The 15,763-nt window shown below is 37.3% G+C and carries 17 protein-coding genes; 13 read left to right on the forward strand and 4 right to left on the reverse strand.

The window, feature by feature from the left end:
• The first annotated feature begins 112 nt into the window (after positions 1-112).
• From VL047_RS00925 to VL047_RS00980, 12 genes are all read left to right on the forward strand, one after another.
• Positions 113-349, forward strand: a complete 237-nt coding sequence (locus VL047_RS00925; protein ID WP_325357580.1) for an AtpZ/AtpI family protein — start codon at positions 113-115, stop codon at positions 347-349.
• A 14-nt stretch (positions 350-363) separates the two neighbouring features.
• Positions 364-750 (forward strand): hypothetical protein, encoded by a 387-nt coding sequence (locus tag VL047_RS00930; protein ID WP_325357582.1) that lies wholly within the window; start codon positions 364-366, stop codon positions 748-750.
• Positions 751-764: 14 nt separating this feature from the next.
• Positions 765-1,913 (forward strand): F0F1 ATP synthase subunit A, encoded by a 1,149-nt coding sequence (gene atpB / locus VL047_RS00935; RefSeq protein ID WP_325357584.1) that lies wholly within the window; start codon positions 765-767, stop codon positions 1,911-1,913.
• A gap of 41 nt (positions 1,914-1,954) precedes the next feature.
• Positions 1,955-2,161: an ATP synthase F0 subunit C gene (atpE, locus tag VL047_RS00940; RefSeq protein WP_118193253.1), complete on the forward strand. Its 207-nt coding sequence runs from the start codon at positions 1,955-1,957 to the stop codon at positions 2,159-2,161.
• An 80-nt stretch (positions 2,162-2,241) separates the two neighbouring features.
• Positions 2,242-2,736: a F0F1 ATP synthase subunit B gene (gene atpF, locus VL047_RS00945; RefSeq protein WP_325357587.1), complete on the forward strand. Its 495-nt coding sequence runs from the start codon at positions 2,242-2,244 to the stop codon at positions 2,734-2,736.
• 5 nt (positions 2,737-2,741) lie between these two features.
• Entirely contained in the window at positions 2,742-3,278 is a 537-nt protein-coding gene (gene atpH / locus VL047_RS00950; protein ID WP_325357589.1) for an ATP synthase F1 subunit delta, read from the forward strand.
• 60 nt (positions 3,279-3,338) lie between these two features.
• Positions 3,339-4,913, forward strand: a complete 1,575-nt coding sequence (atpA, locus tag VL047_RS00955) for a F0F1 ATP synthase subunit alpha (protein WP_325357591.1) — start codon at positions 3,339-3,341, stop codon at positions 4,911-4,913.
• 28 nt (positions 4,914-4,941) lie between these two features.
• Positions 4,942-5,829 (forward strand): ATP synthase F1 subunit gamma, encoded by an 888-nt coding sequence (gene atpG / locus VL047_RS00960; protein ID WP_325357593.1) that lies wholly within the window; start codon positions 4,942-4,944, stop codon positions 5,827-5,829.
• A 58-nt stretch (positions 5,830-5,887) separates the two neighbouring features.
• Positions 5,888-6,118, forward strand: a complete 231-nt coding sequence (locus VL047_RS00965) for a hypothetical protein (RefSeq protein WP_325357595.1) — start codon at positions 5,888-5,890, stop codon at positions 6,116-6,118.
• Positions 6,119-6,279: 161 nt separating this feature from the next.
• A complete protein-coding gene (locus tag VL047_RS00970) occupies positions 6,280-7,176 on the forward strand; it encodes a hydroxypyruvate isomerase family protein (protein ID WP_325357597.1) in 897 nt (298 codons plus the stop codon).
• A 34-nt stretch (positions 7,177-7,210) separates the two neighbouring features.
• The gene (locus VL047_RS00975) at positions 7,211-7,852 is read left to right on the forward strand and encodes a hypothetical protein (RefSeq protein WP_325357599.1); all 642 of its coding nucleotides are present in this window, start codon (positions 7,211-7,213) and stop codon (positions 7,850-7,852) included.
• Positions 7,853-7,922: 70 nt separating this feature from the next.
• The gene (locus VL047_RS00980; RefSeq protein ID WP_325357601.1) at positions 7,923-8,576 is read left to right on the forward strand and encodes a PorT family protein; all 654 of its coding nucleotides are present in this window, start codon (positions 7,923-7,925) and stop codon (positions 8,574-8,576) included.
• A 53-nt stretch (positions 8,577-8,629) separates the two neighbouring features.
• Here VL047_RS00980 and lnt read toward each other — a convergent pair whose 3' ends face one another.
• The 3 genes from lnt to rsmI are packed head-to-tail and all read right to left on the reverse strand — an operon-like array spanning position 8,630 to position 11,577.
• On the reverse strand, positions 8,630-10,234 hold the full coding sequence (gene lnt, locus VL047_RS00985) for an apolipoprotein N-acyltransferase (protein ID WP_325357603.1): 1,605 nt from the start codon (positions 10,232-10,234) through the stop codon (positions 8,630-8,632).
• A 2-nt stretch (positions 10,235-10,236) separates the two neighbouring features.
• A complete protein-coding gene (locus VL047_RS00990) occupies positions 10,237-10,857 on the reverse strand; it encodes a PH domain-containing protein (protein ID WP_325357605.1) in 621 nt (206 codons plus the stop codon).
• A gap of 12 nt (positions 10,858-10,869) precedes the next feature.
• On the reverse strand, positions 10,870-11,577 hold the full coding sequence (rsmI, locus tag VL047_RS00995; protein WP_325357607.1) for a 16S rRNA (cytidine(1402)-2'-O)-methyltransferase: 708 nt from the start codon (positions 11,575-11,577) through the stop codon (positions 10,870-10,872).
• Between the two features lie 60 nt (positions 11,578-11,637).
• Here rsmI and serS point away from each other — a divergent pair, with 60 nt between their 5' ends.
• Positions 11,638-12,909 (forward strand): serine--tRNA ligase, encoded by a 1,272-nt coding sequence (serS, locus tag VL047_RS01000; RefSeq protein WP_325357609.1) that lies wholly within the window; start codon positions 11,638-11,640, stop codon positions 12,907-12,909.
• Positions 12,910-12,986: 77 nt separating this feature from the next.
• Here serS and acnA read toward each other — a convergent pair whose 3' ends face one another.
• A complete protein-coding gene (gene acnA, locus VL047_RS01005; protein ID WP_325357611.1) occupies positions 12,987-15,722 on the reverse strand; it encodes an aconitate hydratase AcnA in 2,736 nt (911 codons plus the stop codon).
• Positions 15,723-15,763: the final 41 nt, after the last annotated feature.

Genomic DNA, 15,763 nt, shown 5'->3' on the forward strand with positions numbered 1-15,763 from the left:
TGATTTTGCAGTAACACTGCTGAAATGTATTACATGGTATTAACTAGTCCCGATTATGCTCTATATTTGCAGTAATAGTGAAATGTTTGAAATTTAGACTATTTTAAGAAATATGGCATTGTTTAGAAAAGGTCCCGGTCGTAATGAAGATGAGAATAGCTTAAGTAAATATGCTTATTATTCTGGTTTAGGTTTTCAGATGATCGCTATTATTGGAGTGTTTACGTTTATTGGATATAAGGTTGATCAGAATTCGGATAATGAGAAGCCTGTCTTTACTGCTATATTAAGTCTGGTAGGGGTTTGTATCAGTTTGTATTCTGTCATCAAGTCTGTTAGAAAGCAATAATTTAATATCCATCGATGACTATCTTAAAGTTTCTTCTTTTATTTTCAGCCTTTGCAGTAATCGTGATTATACTGCCATATGGAGTTGAAAATTATTTTTCAGTTTCTCTTTTAAGTAAACAGTTTTTACTCATCGGTTTTTTTCTTTTTTTTCTTACAATTATCGTCTATATAGTTTCATATTTGGGGATAGAAAAAGGAGGGCAAAATTCTGTTTTGAGTGTGCTGGGAGGGTTAACAGTTAAGATGATATTCAGCTTAGCAATGATCTTGTTATTATTTCTTAAAACTGCTGAAAATCAAAAGGTTTTAGCGGGAAACTTTTTTTACGTATATTTCTTATTTACTCTCTTTGAAGTTATCTGTTTGTTGCGTAACTTGCGCGACCAAAATAAAATGTAAAAAACACGGAATAGATGGAATTCAGCCATATTTTTAATTCAAGGGGAGCCAAAATTGTTGCGTTTTTCGCGCTTCTTTTCACTTTTTCTACTTCTATTGCACAAAATGACATTGCTTCAACAAGCTCTGCCGAAGCCGAATCTTTTGAAGAATTAGAGAAAGAAACCGACCTTGATATCAATACTTTTATTCTTCATCACATTGCTGATGCGCATGAATTTCATTTTTTTGGTGAAGGTGCTGATTGGAAAGGTATTTATTTGCCGATTATTCTGTTTACTGATCATGGCTTGGTAGCATTCTCATCCAAGGAGTTTCAACTGGATAATGATGGGGCTGTTGTGGTTGAAAAGAAGGGTCAGCAATTTGTAAGATATCATAATAAAATCTATTATGCTTCTGCAGAAGCTGAGCATGGTTCTTTCTTAAGTATGACTACTAACGAGAAGGGCGAACATGTGGTATCAAATGCAAAACCATGGGATTTCTCTATCACTAAGATTTCATTTACCATTCTATTCTCGGTTGCTGTATTGTGTCTTATATTTATAAGCGTTGCTAATGCTTATAAAAAACGTCAGGGTAAAGCTCCTAAAGGTTTGCAATCTTTCATTGAGCCCATCATTATTTTTGTTCGCGATGATATTGCAAAACCTAACCTAGGTTATAAATATGAAAGATATATGCCTTATTTATTAACGGTATTCTTCTTTATCTGGTTTAATAATATGTTTGGACTGGTTCCATTCTTTCCGGGAGGAGCTAACGTTACAGGGAATATCGCGGTGACCATGGTATTGGCAATGATTACCCTATTAATTACACTGTTTAGTGGTAATAAGGCTTACTGGGGGCATATCTTCAGACCTAACGTGCCTTGGTGGTTATATCCATTAATGATTCCTGTTGAAATAATAGGAGTTTTTACAAAACCGATTGCCTTGATGATTCGTTTGTTTGCAAACATTACGGCGGGTCATATTTTAGTACTTGCCCTTATATCGTTGATATTTGTTTTTGAATCAGTAGCTGTTGCCCCTGCATCTGTATTATTCGTTTTGTTTATAAGTCTAATAGAGTTGCTGGTAGCATTTATTCAAGCTTTTATCTTCACAATACTTTCTGCTTTATTCATTGGAATGGCCATTGAAGAGCATCATTAATCGAACATTATTGTTAAACTAAATATATAAATTAAATTAAAATGACTGGAACATTAGCTGCAATTGGAGCCGGATTAGCCGCAATCGGCGCCGGAATTGGTATCGGTAGAATTGGTGGTTCTGCAATGGAAAGTATTGCCCGCCAGCCCGAAGCTGCTTCAAAAATTCAAACTGCAATGCTTATTGCTGCTGCCCTAATTGAGGCTGTTGCACTATTCGCAGTAGTTGTTGCCTTCTTAGGTAACTAAGAAATAAAGCACTTGTTGATGGGATTGCCATCAACAAGTCTTTTTATATTTAGTAATAATAAAGATATAATTAAAAGATAATGGAATTAGTTACCCCAGCGATTGGCTTAATATTTTGGCAAACCATCGGTTTTGTGATTTTGTTGTTTGTTCTGACAAAGTTTGCATGGAAACCTGTAATGAAGTCGATCAGTGAACGTGAGCGCTCAATTGAGGAAGCTTTAGAATCTGCTGAAAAGGCAAAACAAGAAATGGCTCGTTTGACAAATGAAAATGAGCATTTATTGATTCAGGCACGTGCTGAACGCGATGCGATCTTGAAAGAAGCGAAACAATTGAAAGATCAGATTGTGTCGAGCGCAAAAACTTCTGCTGAAGCAGAAGGTGCAAAAATGATTGAAAAAGCTCGTCTTGAAATAGAACATCAAAAAACATTGGCATTGGCTGAAGTTAAGAATGAGGTATCTACATTGGCATTGGATATTGCACGTAAAGTTTTACATAAGAACTTTCAAGAGCAGAGCAACCAGGATCAATTGGTTAATGAATTATTGAAAGACATTAAGTTAAATTAAATCCTATGTCGGAATTTAGAGTAGCTTCAAGATATGCTAAGTCGCTTATTGATTTAGCGCGTGAGCAAAATGCCTTAGATGCTATATATGCAGATATGCTTCAAGTAATTGAAGTTATAAAGTCGAATTCACAACTTCAGGCTGTTCTTAAAAATCCAATCATTAAGTTGGATAAGAAGGAGAGTATACTTAGTAATATTTTTGGAAAGAGCGCACATCCGGTGTTGTTATCATTTTTCAAATTATTGGTAGAAAAGGGAAGAGCTGGAGTATTGTTTGCTACCGCAAAGGAATTTATAGTTGAATTTAATCAAGAAAGAGGCATTGTAGAAGCCTCTGTACTTTCGGCAGTACCTTTATCTTCAGAACAGAAGGAGCAAATTATTTCCATAGTTAAAGAGGAATACGGTAGTGAGGTTATTCTTGTAAATGAAATTGATGCTGAATTAATTGGCGGTTTTATTCTAACAGTTGGAGACAGACAGGTTGATGCGAGTATTGCCGGTAAATTAAACAGACTGGAACAACATTTTTTAAAATAGTAATATAAACAGATAGCATTAAGCTAGAAAGAGTTTAAAAATATACATCAAAATAAAGTTATGGTAAATGTAAGACCAGATGAAGTATCTGCAATCCTCAGAGAGCAATTGTCAAACTTCAAATCAGAGGCCGAACTAGAAGAGGTTGGTACCGTATTGCAAATAGGTGATGGTATCGCCCGTATTTACGGATTAACAAAAGTTCAATCAGGTGAGCTTGTTGAATTTGAGAACGGACTTAAGGGTATCGTATTAAATTTAGAAGAAGATAATGTTGGGGTTGTGTTGTTAGGTGCTTCTGATGAAATTAAAGAGGGTGATACAATCAAACGTACTAATAGAATTGCTTCCATAGCAGTTGGTGAAGGTATGTTGGGCCGCGTGGTGAATACATTAGGCCAGCCAGTTGATGGTAAAGGTCCTATAACCGGTAAAACATATGAAATGCCTATTGAGCGTAAAGCTCCGGGTGTTATATTCCGTGAACCGGTAACTGAGCCTTTACAAACAGGAGTTAAAGCAATTGATGCGATGATTCCGGTAGGTAGAGGACAGCGTGAGTTGGTTATTGGTGACCGTCAGACTGGAAAGACTGCTGTTTGTATTGATACAATTATTAATCAAAAAGAATTTTACGAAGCTGGCGAGCCTGTTTTCTGTATTTACGTAGCCATCGGTCAGAAAAATTCTACCGTAGCTAATATAGTTCGTACACTAGAAGAGAATGGTGCTTTACCTTATACAGTTGTTGTAGTTGCTTCTGCAGCAGAACCTGCACCTATGCAGTTTTATGCTCCAATGGCAGGTGCTGCAATTGGTGAGTTCTTTAGAGATTCTGGACGTCCGGCATTGATCGTTTACGATGATTTATCGAAACAAGCTGTTGCTTACCGTGAAGTTTCTCTATTACTTCGTCGTCCACCGGGCCGTGAAGCCTATCCTGGAGACGTTTTCTATCTTCACAGTCGTCTATTAGAACGTGCTGCGAAGATTACATCGGATGATGCTATTGCAAAAACGATGAATGATCTTCCTGAATCGATGAGAGAGATTGTAAAAGGAGGAGGTTCTTTAACAGCACTTCCAATTATTGAAACTCAGGCTGGAGACGTATCGGCTTATATTCCGACAAACGTGATATCGATCACTGATGGTCAGATATTCTTAGAATCTAATTTATTTAATGCAGGTGTTCGTCCGGCTATTAACGTAGGTATTTCTGTATCTCGTGTAGGTGGTAACGCTCAGATTAAATCCATGAAAAAGGTTGCAGGAACTCTTAAGCTTGATCAGGCTCAATATCGTGAACTTGAGGCTTTCTCTAAATTCGGATCTGATTTAGATGCTGCAACCAGAGCGGTATTAGATAAAGGTGTTCGTAACGTTGAAATTCTTAAACAAGCGCAATTCTCTCCTGTTTCTGTTGAAAAACAAGTAGCAATTGTATATGCCGGAGTAAAAGGATTATTTAGAACGGTACCTGTTGATAAGGTTAGAGATTTTGAAAAGGAATACCTTCAACAGCTTGAAATACGTTACCCTGAAGTGTTAAAAGAACTGAAAGCAGGTAAATTCACTACTGAATTAACTGATGTTCTAGATAAGGTTGCTAAAGAATTAGCATCAAAATATTAAAAGATAAAAGCTTTTATTCAATACAAAAATGGCTAATTTAAAAGAAGTAAGAAATCGAATTACATCGGTATCATCAACTCAGCAGATTACTAATGCTATGAAAATGGTATCGGCTGCTAAGTTGAAACGTGCTACCAATGCTATCGTTGACTTACGACCTTATGCTAGTAAGCTAAAAGATATATTATCCAATCTTTCAGCGAGTATGGAAGAAAATGCATCCCCATATTTGGAAGCACGCAGTCCTGAAAAAGTATTATTGGTAGTTGTTACTTCTAATAGAGGATTGGCCGGTGCTTTTAATGCAAACGTGATAAAGGCAACTAACTTGCTTATTTCGCAGAAGTATGCTGCTCAACATTCTAAAGGAAATGTTAGTATTCTGGCAATCGGTAAGCGTGGTCATGATTATTTTTTTAGACAGAACTATAATTTAATCGGAAACCATACTGAATTGTTCTCTCACTTGAACTTTGAAAATACATCTGTAATAACAGATGTGATTATGAAAGGCTTTGTGAATGGTGATTACGATCGGGTTGAAATTGTTTACAATCAGTTTAAAAATGCGGCTATTCAACTTATTTCTACTGAGCAACTATTGCCGATAGAGCCAGCAGAGAAAGATAATAATCAGGATTCTGCAACAGAAGTTGATTATATACTTGAACCTTCAAAGGAAAAAATAACTGAAGAATTAATTCCAAAGTCTATTAAGATACAGCTTTACAAAGCAGTATTAGACTCTCATGCTTCAGAGCATGGCGCACGTATGACTGCTATGGATAAAGCTACAGAGAATGCTGGCGATTTATTGAAGGCTCTAAAACTATCGTATAATCAAGCTCGACAAGCGGCAATTACTACCGAACTTACAGAAATTGTAAGTGGTGCAGCTGCATTATCCAATGGTTAATAATAAATAGATTTTCAATCATTCAAATATTTTGTATTTTTGCCTCAAACCAAATACTATGAACTCATCAGAATTAGAAAGAAAACCACATGTACATGTGAAGACTGATAATAATGCTAATCAGACTCATTATTATATATCTTTAGTAATTGCTATTGTGGTTGGTTTAACCGGAGTATTTGTGAGGTTTATTGACTATAATTCTTTTTGGCTTAACACCGTCGCAGATATTTTATTGGTTATTGCTGTTATTTATGCAGTTAAAACTGTTTTGCAGATAATGAAATAGATTTTTACTATAGCTGTTAATCAGCATTTGTACCCGTCATTGAATTAAATGACGGGTATTTTTGTTTATAGACGTCTTGGGTGAAATTAAAGTCTTTAACATGCGAGATTAGGCTTGGAATAATCTCTTCAAATGTTTACTTTAGAATTAAGATATAACTCATGAATCAAAATAAAGGAACTTACTCAAGAAGAACTGCACTTAAGATGGCTGCAGCAACTTCAATAGCAACGGTTGGTAGTAGTTTGTTTAATCGTGTCTCTGCTTCAGAAGCACTGCTAGAAGACCATTTGAAAGGAAAGGTGAATCATTCGGTATGCCGATGGTGCTTTAATTCCATAGCACTCGATGATTTGTGCATCGCAGCGAAAAATATTGGAATTTCTGGAATTGACTTGGTTGGGCCAGAAGAATGGCCGACGCTACAGAAACACGGATTAACAGCATCTCTTACACAAGGGGCTGGTAAAGGAATCAGCGAAGGATTCAATAACTTAAGTCTCCACGATGAGCTTGTTGCGAGCTACGAAGAAATAATTCCTAAAGTTGCCGCAGCTGGATACAGCCAAATCATCTGCTTCTCGGGAAATCGAAACGGTTTAGACGATGAACAAGGAATCAAAAATTGTGCTATTGGAATACGACGACTGATGGATATAGCCGAGAAAAACAAGGTTACTATGGTCATGGAGCTTCTAAATAGCAAAGTTGATCATCATGATTACCAATGTGATCATACTGAATGGGGCGTCGCGTTATGTAAGGAAGTAGGGTCGGACTATTTTAAATTACTTTATGATATCTACCATATGCAAATTATGGAAGGAGATGTGATCGCTACCATTAAAAAACACCACAAATATATTTCTCATTATCATACTGCTGGTGTACCAGGCAGGAATGAAATTGATGAAACTCAGGAATTAAACTATCCGGCAATTATAAAAGCTATTCTTGAAACGGGCTTCACAGGTTATCTTGCCCAAGAATTTATTCCTAAAAAATCTGATAAGCTGGGATCTTTAAAAGAAGCTGTTCAAATTTGTGATGTTGGATAATTAAACCTTTTTTATTTTGAATTGTTAAAAGTGCATGAGGTACTTAGTAATTTTCTTCTTATGCGCTTTTATGGCAGGAACTGCTTCCGCTCAAACTGATTCTGTTCAGCATATTCAGCGTTTGGAGATAAAAAAGAAAAAGCGGATTACAATTTCAAAGGGTGATTCAAGTATAAAAGTAATTATTGATACGCTGATTATGCATGATCGTGCGTATCTGGAATTCTTTGGTAAGAAGGATGTTGACTTACAGATCAAAAATGCTTTCATTCCTAAGCGGGCATATATCGCCGGGACGGATGGCAAGAATAATGCATCTGATATGACGATTACCGCGCGTTTTAAAGAACTTGGATCCTTATATGTATATGCTTCAGGACGAGATGCTTTTAATGGAACTAAAACATTTCCAAATGGTAATGGGGGTACAGTTGTGTTTAATTATTTAAATGATGGCATTGCTCCCCAACAAGAAAGCAGTAAAGAAGACCACTACTTAGAGATTGCCACAAAAGGAGGAGGCTTAGTGGGCAATGCCAAAGCTGATATCGATAATATTTTTAGTAGAATTGGTAGTGGAGGTCGTCCGCTAGGTCAATTGCCACAAGGCCAGATATATTCAGGCTCTCCGGGTAAGAATGGTAAGAGCGAGATAAAAGAAGTTAATGGATTTTAAGAAATTAAGTCTAAAAGAGGTAAATTAGCCAAGTAATATTTGATTACTCAATGCTTAATCCATTTTTGAGATGATGAATCCCAACCAAGTCAGAACAAAGTTTCTATTGATTCTTTTAATATCTTTTTTTTCTGTTGGCTTATTAAAAGCACAGGATTATTATGAATCAAAATATTCTCAAAAACCTGTAAGTTTAGGCATAACATTTTCTCCAAACCTTAGCTGGTTGCGCTATGGCAATCGGGCTGATGTTGAACGAAAGCCTAAAGTTGGTTATGGCTATGGCTTATTGGCTGATTTTGCTCTCTCTGAAAACTATTATTTCTCTTCAGGATTTATTATCAATAATTTAAAATCTGAAGCCACTGTTGGTGCAGAGCAGATTCCGACTACATATGATTTGCAATATATGGAAATACCTTTTGGCTTGAAACTGAAAAGTACTCAACGGTATTATCGTAGCTATTATGGGCAATTTGGTTTCACTGGAGGAATAAAATTAAGTGGTGATAAAACCGAAGGACAGGAAGAAAAGGAAGACCTGGGATCTGCTGCTGATATTTTTAGATTGGGGCTCCAGGTAGGGGGGGGAGTAGAGTGGCAATTGGACCATAATTTAAAAATGATGACAGGCTTGTCTTTTAACAATGGTTTTATGAAAGTATTAGATGAAGGGAAACCTAAAAGTACTTATGTTGCTTTTAACTTTGCAATCTTCTTTTAAGGTTGATAAATCATCTTCCAACATAGTATAACTTGTTCGTTTACACTAATGCTTTATCGTTTTTTTAATTTAAAAAGAATGATACCTAAAAAGATAATGCTGGCTATGGATCCTAAATAAGCCAGGTAATCTCCTTTATTTGTATAGAAGGTAATTTCCTCGTTAAGGTTAATTTCCTGTTTTAAAGCAGTAGGTTCCCACCATTTAGTTTGTTGTACAATGTCTCCACGTTGATTAATAAAAGCAGATATACCTGTGTTTGCAGAGCGAACAACCCATCTCCTTGTTTCTATAGCTCTTAATTTTGCATAATCCAAATGCTGATCTTTTCCTGATGTATTTCCCCACCATCCGTCATTGGTGATGACGGCAATAAACTGTGCACCTTCTTTTACGTATTTACTTACATAATCTCCCCAAATGGATTCATAGCAGATTACCGGCGCAGCGCCAATTCCACTTTGACTGTAGAAAACAGATGGTTCTTTTTGTCTTCCATATCCACCGGTTGTACCGCCAAAGGCAGCAAAAAGAGGTTTCATAAAAGCTAGAGAGCTAGCAAAGGGTAATTGCTCTACACCGGGTACAAGTTTTGATTTGTGATAGAATTGTACTTTTCCAGCATTTTCAAACATGACAGCAGCATTAAAGTAGTCGACAAACTCGCCACTTTCGAGGGGTCTTGCAGTTGTAGTTTTAGCAGAGTCATACAAAAAATAGCTTTCTATTCCGGATAGAAGGTTGCCATTTTTATATTTATTTAGAAAATCTTGTAAGCGGTAATAAATAGGTGAGCTGTAAATATCCTCTTCATTGGTCATTTCTGGAATAGCAGTTTCGGGCCAGATAAAGAATTCGGTATTAGGCGCTGCAACTGAGTCAGATAGCCGTATCAGATTCTCGATTTGGGTCTCAACCGGCATACTTCCATACTTAGCATATGGATCAACATTGGGTTGTACAACCACTATCTCACTGGGATTTAAGTGTTCTTCGTATTGGTTGTAGATTGTTAATGATAGGGAAATGGGAATTATTATGAATGCTCCCCAGCCTATAACAGGAACTAATATTTTTGTTGGTTTGTTAAATCGGTAATTGTATATAATTTGAAATAGGAAAAGGTTGCTTAGCCATACCCAAAGCGTTCCTCCATATACTCCGGTATATTCATACCATTGTATGATTTGATGCATACTTGCAAAACCATTGCCTAAAGTCATCCAAGGGAAGGACAGATCCCAACTTTGATGTAAAAACTCGTAGCTTATCCAAAAGGAAATAAGGCCGCCTGCGGAAATGATAAAGTTATTTCTCTTTCGGAGTTGATAGTATAAACGAAAAGCTAATGTCATTAACAGGGCGCCTAAGCCGAAAGGGATAAGAGAAATTAGCATCGCAATCACAGTTGGCATTACTGCATTCATTGCATTAAATACCCAATAGATGCTGGCAGTGTTCCATGCCAGACAAGTCAGCCCGGCTGTAAGAAAAATCTTCTGTCCCTTTTTTGAATAATTGTTGCGCATGATATCTTCGAGCGCAAAAAGTAAAGGGATAAATGCAATAAAGAGGAGTGGGGCAGTAAAAGAGAAAGGTGGCCATGCAAGCCAGAGAAGAAATGCACTTAAAAGTGCTAATAAATAATTCTTTTTCACGGTTAAAGCTGACTTAATAGTTCAAGTTTTTTGCTTTCATATTCATCTTTAGTAATGAGCTGTTTGTCAAAAAGAGTCTTAAGCTTTTTAAGTTTCATGGTCAGCTCATCCTCTTCTTCTACTTTGATTGGTTCCTCTTTTATAACAGGTTCTTCTTCGGGTTGTAATTTAAAGCTTTGATAGTCGTTAGACTCTCGATCTTCACTAAGCGACGATGTTTTGTCATTTATTTGACTTTGTTGCTTTTCCATAGCCTCTTTTGCCAGCTGATATAGTTTTCTAGCTTGAACTTTTGGGATATAATCAACTGTTAAATTTTCATTATCTGTAGGTACAATGGTGAATTTAGCACCAAAGAATTCCTCTTTGAATGTAATGGTTTTTAAATCAGACCAATGAAAGATTTCGAAATTTGTACTCAGACCAAGATTGGTTGCTTCACATAGAAAAATTCGTTTGTTGGTGAGGACAATACAATCCGGAAGTAAAGTTACAGCTGGTTTCTTTTGAACAGCGATATAGGTAACCAGTTCACCTGAGTCAAGCATATCTTGTAGTTTACCCAATATCTTTTCGACTGTTTTTGGGTCTTGCTCTTCATTAATGTATCGATCTATGTTCATTGCTTTAAAGAATTAATCTTTACTAATATACTTATTTTGATTTGAATCTGTGGATGGGATATACCCATGCACACATATAACAAACTCTCCTTTAGTAATGTTATTTTCAAAATGATGATGAACTTCTTTTAGCGTACCGCGAACGGTTTCTTCATAAAGTTTTGTTATCTCTCTAGACACGGATGCTTGCCGATCTTCTCCAAAGAAGTCGCTAAACTCCTTTAAGGTTTTAACGATGCGGTGTGGAGATTCATAAAATATCAGGGTTCTTTCTTCCTGAAGGAGAGACTTTAAACGCGTTTGTCGACCTTTTTTTACGGGTAAGAAACCTTCAAAAGAGAAGCGATCGCATGGTAATCCAGAATTTACCAAAGCAGGTACAAAAGCTGTTGCGCCCGGCAGGCAATTTACCTCGATGTCGTTTTTAATTGCTTCTCTTACCAAAAGATATCCGGGGTCAGAGATTGCCGGTGTTCCTGCATCGGATATTAATGCAATGGTTTGTCCCTCTTTTAGAAAGCGAATCAACTCATTTAGAGCCTTATGTTCATTGTGCTGATGATGAGCAAATACTCGTTTATCAATTCCAAAATGTTTCAATAAAGGGCCGCTTGTACGGGTGTCTTCTGCTAAAATAATATCTGCCTCCTTTAGAATCCGAACTGCACGATAGGTGATATCTTCTAAGTTTCCAATAGGGGTAGGCACGAGGTACAGCATTTTGCAGTTTTTTAATAAGTTTATTTATTAACTATTATATTTGCCACTAAACACAAAGATATGTTGCAGATTAGTTATATCCGAGAAAACAAAGAAAAAGTTATTGAGGCACTCAAGAAACGGGGCTTTAAAGAGGTCGAAAAAATAGAAGAACTATTACTTTTAGATGAAAGCAAACGTTCCATTCAATCTCAATCGGATATTGTTGCATCTCAGGCTAATGCTGCTGCAAAACAGGTTGGCGAATTAATGCGTGCAGGTAAACGCGAAGAGGCAGAAGTAATTAAAACAAGCTCTTCTGATTATAAGGAGCAAATTAAAGCCTTTGCAGAAGAGATTACTAAACTTGATCTTCAAATCCATGAGATATTGGTAGTTATACCGAATACTCCTCATGAGTCAGTTCCTGCAGGTTTAACAGCTGATGATAATGAAATTGTTTTTCAATATGGGGAAGACCCTGATTTAAGCCAAGAGGCCTTGCCGCATTGGGAGCTTACTTCTAAATATGATATTATTGACTTTGAGTTAGGGACAAAAATTGCAGGGGCAGGTTTTCCGGTATATAAGGGTAAGGGTGCAAAGCTTCAAAGAGCGCTTATTAACTTCTTTTTAGATGAAGCTGAGAAGGCTGGCTACGTAGAAGTACAGCCTCCTGTTGTTATTAACGAAGCTTCTGGTTTCGGTACCGGACAACTTCCAGATAAAGAAGGTCAGATGTACTTTATCGGACAAGATAATTTGTTTTTGATACCGACTGCTGAAGTGCCGGTAACTAATATTTATAGGGATACCATTGTAAAAGAAGCTGATTTCCCAATTAAACATTGTGCTTATACACCTTGCTTTAGACGAGAGGCTGGTTCATACGGTTCACATGTACGTGGACTCAACCGTCTCCATCAGTTTGATAAGGTAGAATTGGTACAGATTACACATCCTGATCAATCTTATCAAACTTTAGAGGGAATGAGTTCTTATGTACAATCCCTTCTTAAAAAATTAGGACTTAAATATCGCGTTCTAAGGTTATGCGGTGGAGATATGGGTTTCACTTCTGCTCTTACCTATGATATGGAAGTTTGGAGTGCTGCTCAGAAACGATGGTTAGAAGTTTCTTCAGTGTCTAATTTTGAGACTTTTCAGAGTAATCGTTTAAAAGTACGTTTTAAAGATGAGAGTGGAAAAATGAAATTAGCTCATACTTTAAATGGAAGTGCATTGGCATTACCGAGAATTGTGGCTGCTATTCTGGAGAATTTTCAAACCGAGCAAGGAATACGTATTCCTGAAGCCTTGCAGGCATATACTCGCTTTGAATTTATCGACTAAGTATCTCAAAGCTTAATAAAAATGCCCCAAAGAGCAAAGAAACTCTTGGGGCATTTTTATTTTTGAGTATATCTTTATTAATGCCCTTTCTTTAAGTGGCTTCTTAATACATATTGAAGGATACCTCCATGTTTAAAGTACTCGACATCTATCTCAGAGTCTAGTCTGGCTTTTGCCTCAAATTCGACTCTTTCACCATTCTCCTTAAGAGCACTCACCTTAATCTTTTTGAATGGGGTAAGATTCTCACTAATACCGGTAATCGTAAACTCTTCTTTTCCTGATAAACCAAGTGATTCTGCACTTTCACCTTCTGGGAATTCAAGAGGCAATACACCCATACCAACAAGGTTGCTTCGGTGTATTCTTTCAAAACTTTCAGCGATTACAGCCTTTATGCCTAATAGGCTAGGACCTTTGGCTGCCCAGTCGCGAGATGAACCACTTCCATAATCTTTACCGGCTAAAACAACAAGCGGAGTGTCGGTTTCTTTATATTTCATTGCCGTATCAAATACGGTTAAAGTTTCATTACTTGGGAAATATGTAGAGTATCCTCCTTCACGATCGGTAATTTTATTTTTTATCCGAACATTCGCAAAGGTGCCTCGCATCATCACTTCATGATTTCCCCGGCGGGAGCCATATGAATTGAAATCTTTCTTCTCAACTCCTTTACTCAATAGATATTGGCCTGCAGCACTGTGTTCATTGAAGGAACCTGCCGGAGAAATATGATCCGTCGTAACAGAATCTCCTAAGAATAGCAGAACACGGGCATTGTGAATATCTTGTAGGGCTAAAGGATCAACACTGATATCTTGGAAGAATGGAACTTCACGGATATAAGTAGAGACATTATCCCAGGTGTATTCCTTTCCTTGTGGGGCAGGAAGTTTTTTCCATTCTTCTTCTCCGTCAAATATTACATCATATACTTCTTTGAAATCTTCCTTCCGCATGGCTTCACGAATTGTCTGATTTATTTCTTCCTGTGAAGGCCAGATGTCTTTTAGATAAACAGGTTCCCCATTGGGATCATGAGATATAGGATCTTCTAACAAATTAACATCTACCCGTCCAACGAGGGCATAGGCTACTACCAACATGGGAGACATCAGAAAGTTCATCTTTACTTGCGAGTGTACCCTTGCTTCGAAGTTTCTGTTGCCGGATAATACCGAAGCAACGACCATTTCACTGGCATCTACAGCTTCTGCAATATGTGGCGGTAGTGGCCCACTGTTACCAATACAGGAAGTGCAACCATAGCCTACAGTATGGAATCGAAGAGCCTCTAAGTCGGTAGATAAGCCAGAACGGTCGAGGTAACGAGTAACCACTTTTGATCCGGGAGCTAAACTGGTTTTTACCCATGAGCGGGTTCTTAAACCTCGCTCAACAGCCTTTTTAGCTACCAGTCCGGCACCAACCATTACAGTAGGGTTGGAGGTGTTAGTACAGCTTGTAATTGCAGCAATAACAATGCTGCCGTCACTAAGTCGATATTCACCATTCTTTAATTTTATTTTGACAGATCTCAAACCATTTTTGGGTTCAATTTCAAGAGTAGAGTTAAATTTGTCATGGTCTTTTTGTGTGTATTGTGTGCCCGATCCTCCTTCATTAAGCCATACGTGCTCTCTTCTATTATCAAATGGGATATAATCTCTTGAAAAATCTTTTGATAAAATACTAGTGAAAGCTTTATCAAGATTTTTAACTAATATTTTATCTTGTGGTCGTTTAGGGCCGGATACAGTTGGCTCCAATGTGTTTAAATCTAGCTCTACAATTCTGGAATATTCAATTTCTTCCTTACCCGTGCGCCAAAGCATGTTTTCCTGGCAATAGTCTCTAACCAGTTCTATCTGTTCTTTAGTCCGGTTTGTCCGATCCATATAATCAAGTGTTTGATCATCGATAGGAAAATAGGTAACTGTACAGCCAAATTCAGGCGACATATTAGATATTGTCGCTCTATCGGTAACTGTTAGCTTGTTCAATCCATCACCGAACACTTCGACAAATTTGCCCACCACACCAGTATCTCTTAATAATTTAGTAATAGTCAATACCATATCTGTTGCAGTACACCCTTGTGGAATCTCTCCTGATAGTTTCAATCCAACTACTTGCGGACAGGTAAAATAGATAGGCTGCCCTAGCATTGCAGCTTCCGCTTCTATTCCACCCACTCCCCAACCTAAAACTCCGATTCCGTTTACCATTGGTGTATGTGAATCAGTTCCAACTAAAGTATCTGGAAATGCCCAGCCATCTCTTTCGACTACACCTTTAGCAAGGTATTCGAGATTAACCTGGTGACAAATACCCATTCCCGGAGGTACTACCGTTAAATTAGTTAAACCCTGCTGTGCCCACTTTAATAATTGATAACGTTCAGCATTTCGTTCATATTCCAGTTCTACGTTTTTCTGATAGGCATAATCTGTTCCGAAAAAATCGACTTGAACAGAATGGTCAATTACCAAGTCAACTGGTATTGCAGGATTTATTTTTGAGCCATCTCCACCTTTTCTAACAACTTCTGCTCGTATTGAAGTGATATCTACAACAGCCGGAACACCCGTGAAGTCTTGCATTAAAACACGAGCCGGTTTGAATGGGATATCTTTATCCGTCCCTTCTGCTTTCCAATTTATTAATGTATCCAAATGCTCATCCGTGATGGCAAAGCCATCATGATTACGAAGAACATTTTCTAATAGTATACGAATGGAAAATGGAAGACGATGAATATTCTTACCCTCTTCCTGAAGTTTTTTAAGGGAGGCGATTTTATAATTCATGATTATGGATTTTGTTGTACAACAATAATGCTCAATTTAAG

The sequence above is a fragment of the Albibacterium sp. genome (genome assembly GCF_035514885.1).
Classification (GTDB): domain Bacteria; phylum Bacteroidota; class Bacteroidia; order Sphingobacteriales; family Sphingobacteriaceae; genus Albibacterium.

Bases quoted from the DNA above. Each gene is read 5' to 3' on its own strand.
- VL047_RS00925 (WP_325357580.1), top strand. From the start codon at position 113: ATGGCATTGTTTAGAAAAGGTCCCGGTCGTAATGAAGATGAGAATAGC.
- VL047_RS00930 (WP_325357582.1), top strand. From the start codon at position 364: ATGACTATCTTAAAGTTTCTTCTTTTATTTTCAGCCTTTGCAGTAATC.
- atpB (WP_325357584.1), top strand. From the start codon at position 765: ATGGAATTCAGCCATATTTTTAATTCAAGGGGAGCCAAAATTGTTGCG.
- atpE (WP_118193253.1), top strand. From the start codon at position 1,955: ATGACTGGAACATTAGCTGCAATTGGAGCCGGATTAGCCGCAATCGGC.
- atpF (WP_325357587.1), top strand. From the start codon at position 2,242: ATGGAATTAGTTACCCCAGCGATTGGCTTAATATTTTGGCAAACCATC.
- atpH (WP_325357589.1), top strand. From the start codon at position 2,742: ATGTCGGAATTTAGAGTAGCTTCAAGATATGCTAAGTCGCTTATTGAT.
- atpA (WP_325357591.1), top strand. From the start codon at position 3,339: ATGGTAAATGTAAGACCAGATGAAGTATCTGCAATCCTCAGAGAGCAA.
- atpG (WP_325357593.1), top strand. From the start codon at position 4,942: ATGGCTAATTTAAAAGAAGTAAGAAATCGAATTACATCGGTATCATCA.
- VL047_RS00965 (WP_325357595.1), top strand. From the start codon at position 5,888: ATGAACTCATCAGAATTAGAAAGAAAACCACATGTACATGTGAAGACT.
- VL047_RS00970 (WP_325357597.1), top strand. From the start codon at position 6,280: ATGAATCAAAATAAAGGAACTTACTCAAGAAGAACTGCACTTAAGATG.
- VL047_RS00975 (WP_325357599.1), top strand. From the start codon at position 7,211: ATGAGGTACTTAGTAATTTTCTTCTTATGCGCTTTTATGGCAGGAACT.
- VL047_RS00980 (WP_325357601.1), top strand. From the start codon at position 7,923: ATGATGAATCCCAACCAAGTCAGAACAAAGTTTCTATTGATTCTTTTA.
- VL047_RS00990 (WP_325357605.1), bottom strand. From the start codon at position 10,857: ATGAACATAGATCGATACATTAATGAAGAGCAAGACCCAAAAACAGTC.
- rsmI (WP_325357607.1), bottom strand. From the start codon at position 11,577: ATGCTGTACCTCGTGCCTACCCCTATTGGAAACTTAGAAGATATCACC.
- serS (WP_325357609.1), top strand. From the start codon at position 11,638: ATGTTGCAGATTAGTTATATCCGAGAAAACAAAGAAAAAGTTATTGAG.
- acnA (WP_325357611.1), bottom strand. From the start codon at position 15,722: ATGAATTATAAAATCGCCTCCCTTAAAAAACTTCAGGAAGAGGGTAAG.